The organism is Streptomyces sp. DT190 (assembly GCF_049846985.1).
Taxonomy (GTDB): Bacteria; Actinomycetota; Actinomycetes; order Streptomycetales; family Streptomycetaceae; genus Streptomyces.
Map to the genome: position 1 here is coordinate 22,198 of NZ_JBNCNM010000042.1, position 6,462 is coordinate 28,659.

General features: G+C 69.5%; 8 protein-coding genes. 5 read left to right on the forward strand and 3 right to left on the reverse strand.

Going from position 1 to position 6,462, the window contains the following annotated elements; translation table 11 throughout:
• The first annotated feature begins 14 nt into the window (after positions 1–14).
• Positions 15–767, forward strand: a complete 753-nt coding sequence (gene dapB / locus ACPXCS_RS38990) for a 4-hydroxy-tetrahydrodipicolinate reductase (RefSeq protein ID WP_425947902.1) — start codon at positions 15–17, stop codon at positions 765–767.
• A 13-nt stretch (positions 768–780) separates the two neighbouring features.
• Complete coding sequence (locus tag ACPXCS_RS38995) at positions 781–1,236, forward strand: hypothetical protein (RefSeq protein WP_309094378.1); 456 nt, start codon at positions 781–783, stop codon at positions 1,234–1,236.
• A 72-nt stretch (positions 1,237–1,308) separates the two neighbouring features.
• On the opposite strand, the gene ACPXCS_RS39000 is transcribed toward ACPXCS_RS38995, so the two are convergent.
• Positions 1,309–1,863, reverse strand: coding sequence for a hypothetical protein (locus tag ACPXCS_RS39000; RefSeq protein ID WP_425947904.1), 555 nt, complete (start codon positions 1,861–1,863; stop codon positions 1,309–1,311).
• A gap of 111 nt (positions 1,864–1,974) precedes the next feature.
• Positions 1,975–2,214: a hypothetical protein gene (locus tag ACPXCS_RS39005; RefSeq protein ID WP_425947905.1), complete on the reverse strand. Its 240-nt coding sequence runs from the start codon at positions 2,212–2,214 to the stop codon at positions 1,975–1,977.
• Positions 2,215–2,390: 176 nt separating this feature from the next.
• Between ACPXCS_RS39005 and thyX the strand changes: the two genes are divergently transcribed.
• The 3 genes from thyX to ACPXCS_RS39020 all read left to right on the forward strand — a co-directional run bounded on the left by thyX (position 2,391) and on the right by ACPXCS_RS39020 (position 6,084).
• Positions 2,391–3,131, forward strand: coding sequence for an FAD-dependent thymidylate synthase (thyX, locus tag ACPXCS_RS39010; protein WP_352120094.1), 741 nt, complete (start codon positions 2,391–2,393; stop codon positions 3,129–3,131).
• Between the two features lie 211 nt (positions 3,132–3,342).
• Positions 3,343–4,242, forward strand: a complete 900-nt coding sequence (gene dapA, locus ACPXCS_RS39015) for a 4-hydroxy-tetrahydrodipicolinate synthase (RefSeq protein WP_425947907.1) — start codon at positions 3,343–3,345, stop codon at positions 4,240–4,242.
• A 156-nt stretch (positions 4,243–4,398) separates the two neighbouring features.
• Positions 4,399–6,084 (forward strand): ribonuclease J, encoded by a 1,686-nt coding sequence (locus ACPXCS_RS39020; RefSeq protein WP_425947909.1) that lies wholly within the window; start codon positions 4,399–4,401, stop codon positions 6,082–6,084.
• A 112-nt stretch (positions 6,085–6,196) separates the two neighbouring features.
• Here ACPXCS_RS39020 and ACPXCS_RS39025 read toward each other — a convergent pair.
• Positions 6,197–6,462 (reverse strand): hypothetical protein (locus tag ACPXCS_RS39025; protein WP_425947910.1); only part of this gene is annotated, 266 nt, incomplete at its 5' end.

Below are 6,462 nucleotides of genomic sequence, written 5' to 3' on the forward strand. Positions count from 1 at the left end.
AAGAAGCACAAGAGATGAGCAAGCTGCGCGTGGCGGTCCTCGGCGCCAAGGGCCGGATCGGCTCCGAAGCGGTCCGGGCCGTCGAGGCCGCCGAGGACATGGAGTTGGTCGCCGCCCTCGGCCGGGGCGACAAGCTGGAGACGCTGACCGACTCGGGAGCCCAGGTCGCGGTCGAGCTGACCACGCCCGACTCGGTCATGGCCAACCTCGACTTCTGCGTCGGCCACGGCATCCACGCGGTCGTCGGCACCACCGGCTGGACCGAGGAGCGCCTCGCGCAGCTCACCGGCTGGCTGGAGAAGTCCCCGGCCACGGGCGTGCTCATCGCGCCGAACTTCTCCATCGGGGCCGTCCTCACCATGAAGTTCGCGCAGCTCGCCGCCCCGTACTTCGAGTCGGTCGAGGTCGTCGAACTGCACCATCCGAACAAGGTGGACGCCCCCTCCGGCACCGCCACGCGCACCGCGCAGCTCATCGCCGAGGCCCGCCGCGCCGCCGGCACCGCCCCGGCCCCCGACGCCACGGCCACCGCCCTGGACGGCGCCCGCGGTGCCGACGTCGACGGCGTCCCGGTCCACGCGGTCCGGCTGCGCGGACTCCTCGCCCACCAGGAGGTCCTGCTCGGCGGTGAGGGCGAGACCCTGACGGTCCGGCACGACTCGCTCCACCACAGCAGCTTCATGCCGGGCATCCTGCTCGGCGCCCGCCGCGTGGTGAGCACCCCGGGCCTGACCTTCGGCCTGGAACACTTCCTGGACCTGAACTGAGCCCCTGACCCTCATGCGCGCGAAGCTCACCTACGCCCTCACGGCCGCCGTCCTGGTCGTCTACTTCGTCCTGGTCGGCAGCCGCGGCGTCCTGCTCATCGAGACCGGCACCCCCCTCACCGTCACCTTCGGTGTGGCGGTGCTGATCCTGCCCGCCATCGGCCTGTGGTTCCTGTGGAAGAACACCCAGTTCGTCCGCAGGGCCAACGCCCTCGCCGCCGAGCTCGACGCCGAGGGCGGCCTGCCGGTCGACGAGTTGAAGCGCACCCCCAGCGGCCGCATCGACCGGGACTCGGCCGACGAGGTCTTCGCCCGGCGCAAGGCCGAGACGGAGGCCGCCCCCGACGACTGGCGCACCTGGTTCCGCCTCGCCGTGGCCTACCACGACGCCCGCGACACCCCGCGGGCCCGCAAGGCGATGCAGCGCGCCATCGCCCTGCACGACGGCAGACAGCCCGAGAGGGCCTGAAAAGCGGCCTGCGCATGCGGAGGGGGCCGGACCGTGCATACGGTCCGGCCCCCTCCACAGGTCAGCAGCAGGTCAGTGCGGGCGGTACTCGTCCGCCCAGGCCTCCACCGAGTCGGCCGCCCGGTCGAAGGCCTCCGTGCGGCCCAGGAAGTCCAGGTTGTGCGTGGACATCAGCAGCGGCGCACCGTCCGCCGTCCGCCCCCGCCGCTCCAGCAGCAGCGCCTGGCCCTGCACGGTCCGGGGCAGCCCCAGCCAGCGCACCGGCTGCTGCACCGTGCGCACGGAGCCGACCTGCTCCCAGGGCGCCGTACGCGTCGTCAGGAAGGCCACCTGGCGCAGCCCGCGCGCGCTCACCCACACGCCCACACGCAGCAGCCGCAACGCGCCGGCGATGACGAGCAGCGCGAGGCCGAAGACCAGCCCGGCGGAGGCCGGTTCGGCCGTCGCCGCGATGATGACGGCCGCGAACAGCACGAACGAGGCGAGCAGCAGCGCGAGCGCCGCCGCCGCCACCCGCCAGGGCCCGGGCCGGTACGGCCGCCGCCAGTGGTCACGGTCGTCGTACGGCAACGGAACGTCGTCCGCCGCCTCGAAAACGCGGTCGGCCGTCAGGAAGGGCAGGGGCACGGCGGGTCCTCACTCGATCCGGGCGTGGGCTGTGCCCGGTGAGGCTACCGATCTGTGTCCCCGGTCACCACTGGCGGGGGGCCATAGGAGTCACCGCCGGTCCGGGGCGGTTCAGCGCCTCTCGGACGCCTGCGACTGCTGAGGCTGCTGGGCGGAATGGTCGGGCGACAGCGCGGGCGTCCCGATGACCAGGGACCCCACGAGTCCCGCCACGATGGTGAGCCCCATGAGCCATCGACCGGCCATCTGGCCGACGGACGGCCGCTCGGGCGGTGGGGGAGTGACATTGCTGCGGAACCTGTCGGCCTCGGCGACGAAGGCAAACGGTACGGGTTCACGCCGACCGGACATCAGGGGTGCGTCTCCCTTCAAGGGTGGAACGGATCACTTTCGTCTGTAGAGACGAACGAACTCCCTCAGAGGTGCCCTGTTTCACCGACTTCATCGCGGCACGCCCCCGATCGCGCCCCTTTGGCCGAGCCGTAGAGTGGCGTCGCCACACGACGAGATGGAAGGCCCCGCCAACCGTGACCGACACCCCCGCCGACGACCTCAAGCCCAGCTACCGCAGCGATGTCACCGTCGAGCTGGTCAAGCACACCGCGTCCGACGCGGACGTCCTCTTCGCCGCCCGCGTCTCGACCCTCGGCGAGCAGTCCCTGGACGAGCTGAAGAAGGACCCCGAGCGCTCCAAGGGCCTGATCAACTACCTGATGCGGGACCGGCACGGCAGCCCCTTCGAGCACAACTCGATGACCTTCCTCATCAGCGCCCCGATCTTCGTCTTCCGCGAGTTCATGCGGCACCGCGTCGGCTGGTCGTACAACGAGGAGAGCGGCCGCTACCGCGAGCTCCAGCCGGTCTTCTACGTCCCCGACGAGTCCCGCAAGCTCGTCCAGGAGGGCCGCCCGGGCAAGTACGTCTTCGTGGAGGGCACCCAGGCCCAGCAGGAGCTCGTCGGCCGGGTCATGGAGGACTCCTACCGTCAGGCGTACGAGGCCTACCAGGAGATGCTCGCCGCCGGCGTCGCCCGTGAGGTCGCCCGCGCGGTCCTGCCCGTCGGCCTGTACTCCTCGATGTACGCCACGTGCAACGCCCGGTCGCTGATGCACTTCCTCGGTCTGCGCACCCAGCACGAGCTCGCGAAGGTGCCGTCCTTCCCGCAGCGCGAGATCGAGATGGTCGGCGAGAAGATGGAGGCCGAGTGGGCCCGGCTCATGCCGCTCACCTACGCCGCCTTCAACGCCAACGGTCGCGTGGCGCCGTGACGCCGTCCGCTTCCCCGGTCAGGCACAGTTGTACGGTTCAGCCGTGCGAAGTGTCCGTATTGCGGCATTTCGAGAAGTTCATCTAGCCTGATCAAACGGGTCCGGCACTGCTTGAACCCCCGAGCAAGCAGTGCCGGGCTCCACCTTTGTCACGACTTGTCGCCTGCCCCTAGGGCAGACCCGCTCCTGAGCAACGAGTAGCGTGTAACCCATGGCTCCGACCTCGACTCCGCAGACCCCCTTCGGGCGGGTCCTCACCGCCATGGTCACGCCCTTCACGGCGGACGGCGCACTCGACCTCGACGGCGCGCAGCGGCTCGCCACCCACCTGGTGGACGCAGGCAACGACGGCCTGATCATCAACGGCACCACCGGCGAGTCCCCGACCACCAGCGACGCGGAGAAAGCGGATCTCGTACGGGCCGTCCTGGAAGCCGTCGGCGACCGTGCCCACGTCGTGGCCGGAGTCGGCACCAACGACACCCACCACAGCATCGAACTCGCCCGCGCGGCGGAGCGCACCGGCGCCCACGGCCTGCTCGTCGTGACGCCGTACTACAACAAGCCCCCGCAGGAGGGCCTCTACCGGCACTTCACGGCCGTCGCCGACGCGACCGGCCTGCCGGTCATGCTCTACGACATCCCCGGCCGCAGCGGCGTCCCGATCAACACGGAGACGCTCGTCCGCCTCGCCGAGCACCCGCGGATCGTCGCCAACAAGGACGCCAAGGGCGACCTCGGCCGCGCCAGCTGGGCCATCGCCCGCTCCGGCCTCGCCTGGTACTCCGGCGACGACATGCTGAACCTGCCCCTGCTCTCCGTCGGCGCGGTCGGCTTCGTCTCCGTCGTCGGCCACGTGGTCACCCCCGAGCTGCGGGCCCTGGTCGAGGCGTACACCTCGGGTGACGTCCAGAAGGCCACCGAGATCCACCAGAAGCTGCTCCCCGTCTACACGGGCATGTTCCGCACGCAGGGCGTGATGACCACCAAGGCGGCGCTCACCCTCAAGGGCCTGCCCTCCGGACCCCTGCGCGCCCCCATGGTCGAGTGCGCGCCCGAGGAGATCGAGCAACTCAAGATCGATCTTGCCGCCGGCGGGGTACAGCTCTGACATCAGACTTCGCGCGGACCCCCGCGCATGTGCTTCACAACTGAATAAGCGGGCCACCGGTGCCCGCACCACCCCACATCGACAACTGCTTCTGCACGAACGTCATGCGCGCCACGTGCCCCACCGGTACGTGGCGCGTGTGGTGAGGAGAGTCTTTTGAGTCATCCGCACCCCGAACTCAGCCCGCCCCCGCCGCTCCCCGAAGGCGGCCTGCGGGTCACCCCGCTCGGCGGCCTCGGCGAGATCGGCCGCAACATGACGGTCTTCGAGTACGGAGGCCGCCTGCTGATCGTCGACTGCGGAGTGCTCTTCCCCGAGGAGGAGCAGCCCGGAATCGACCTCATCCTGCCGGACTTCTCGTCCATCAGGGACCGCCTCGACGACATCGAGGGCATCGTCCTCACGCACGGCCACGAGGACCACATCGGCGGCGTCCCCTACCTCCTGCGCGAGAAGCCGGACATCCCGCTGATCGGCTCCAAGCTGACCCTCGCCCTCATCGAGGCCAAGCTCCAGGAGCACCGCATCCGCCCGTACACCCTCGAGGTGGCGGAGGGGCACCGTGAGCGCATCGGCCCGTTCGACTGCGAGTTCGTCGCGGTCAACCACTCCATCCCGGACGCGCTGGCCGTGGCCATCCGCACCCCCGCGGGCATGGTCGTCCACACCGGCGACTTCAAGATGGACCAGCTCCCGCTGGACAGCCGGCTCACGGACCTGCACGCGTTCGCCCGCCTGAGCGAGGAGGGCATCGACCTGCTCCTCTCGGACTCGACGAACGCCGAGGTTCCGGGGTTCGTCCCGCCCGAGCGGGAGATCTCCAACGTCTTGCGGCAGGTCTTCGCCGGCGCCCGCAAGCGGATCATCGTCGCGAGCTTCGCCAGCCATGTGCACCGCATCCAGCAGATCCTGGACGCGGCCCACGAGTACGGCCGCCGGGTCGCCTTCGTCGGCCGTTCCATGGTCCGCAACATGGGCATCGCCCGGGACCTGGGCTACCTGAAGGTCCCGCCGGGCCTGGTCGTGGACGTCAAGACGCTCGACGACCTCCCCGACAGCGAGGTGGTCCTGGTCTGCACGGGCTCCCAGGGCGAACCGATGGCCGCCCTGTCCCGGATGGCCAACCGCGACCACCAGATCCGCATCGTCCAGGGCGACACGGTGATCCTGGCGTCGTCCCTGATCCCCGGCAACGAGAACGCGGTCTACCGCGTGATCAACGGCCTCACCCGCTGGGGCGCCAACGTGGTCCACAAGGGCAACGCCAAGGTCCACGTCTCCGGCCACGCCTCCGCCGGCGAGCTGCTGTACTTCTACAACATCTGCCGCCCCAAGAACCTGATGCCGGTGCACGGCGAGTGGCGCCACCTGCGCGCCAACGCCGAACTGGGCGCCCTGACCGGCGTCCCGCACGACCGCATCGTCATCGCGGAGGACGGCGTCGCGGTCGACCTCATCAAGGGCAAGGCGAAGATCTCCGGCAAGGTCCAGGCGGGTTACGTCTACGTGGACGGCCTCTCGGTCGGCGACGTCGGCGAGCCGGCCCTCAAGGACCGGAAGATCCTCGGCGACGAGGGCATCATCTCGGTCTTCGTGGTCATCGACTCGTCCACCGGGAAGATCACCGGTGGCCCGCACATCCAGGCCCGCGGCTCCGGCATCGAGGACTCCGCCTTCGGTGACGTGGCCCCCCGGATCACCGAGGTACTCGAACGCTCGGCGCAGGACGGCGTCGTCGAACCCCACCAGCTGCAGCAGCTCATCCGCCGCACGCTGGGCAAGTGGGTCTCGGACACGTACCGGCGCCGGCCGATGATCCTGCCCGTGGTGGTGGAGGTCTGACGGCCCGTCGGGTCTGAGCCAGTACCAACTGGGAGTGGGGCGCCTCGATTTGCATCGGGGCGCCCCGCTCCAGTAGGTTTACAACTCCTCCCGACGGGGCACCCGAGCCAACTCAGGCACCGGGAACCATGCCCGGCCGGGGCGGGAAATCCGGCTCAGAACTTCTGATAAAGTCGGAACCGCCGGAAAGGAAACCGCGAAAAGCGGAAACCTGGAAAGCGCCGAGGAAATCGGGTCGAGAAAAGATCTGATAGAGTCGGAAACGCAAGACCGAAGGGAAGCGCCCGGAGGAAAGCCCGAAAGGGTGAGTACAAAGGAAGCGACCGTTCCTTGAGAACTCAACAGCGTGCCAAAAGTCAACGCCAGATATGTTGATAC

What these genes read in the sequence shown, in the direction of transcription:
- dapB (WP_425947902.1), top strand. Translation starts at nt 15, where the DNA reads ATGAGCAAGCTGCGCGTGGCGGTCCTCGGCGCCAAGGGCCGGATCGGC.
- ACPXCS_RS38995 (WP_309094378.1), top strand. Translation starts at nt 781, where the DNA reads ATGCGCGCGAAGCTCACCTACGCCCTCACGGCCGCCGTCCTGGTCGTC.
- ACPXCS_RS39005 (WP_425947905.1), bottom strand. Translation starts at nt 2,214, where the DNA reads ATGTCCGGTCGGCGTGAACCCGTACCGTTTGCCTTCGTCGCCGAGGCC.
- dapA (WP_425947907.1), top strand. Translation starts at nt 3,343, where the DNA reads ATGGCTCCGACCTCGACTCCGCAGACCCCCTTCGGGCGGGTCCTCACC.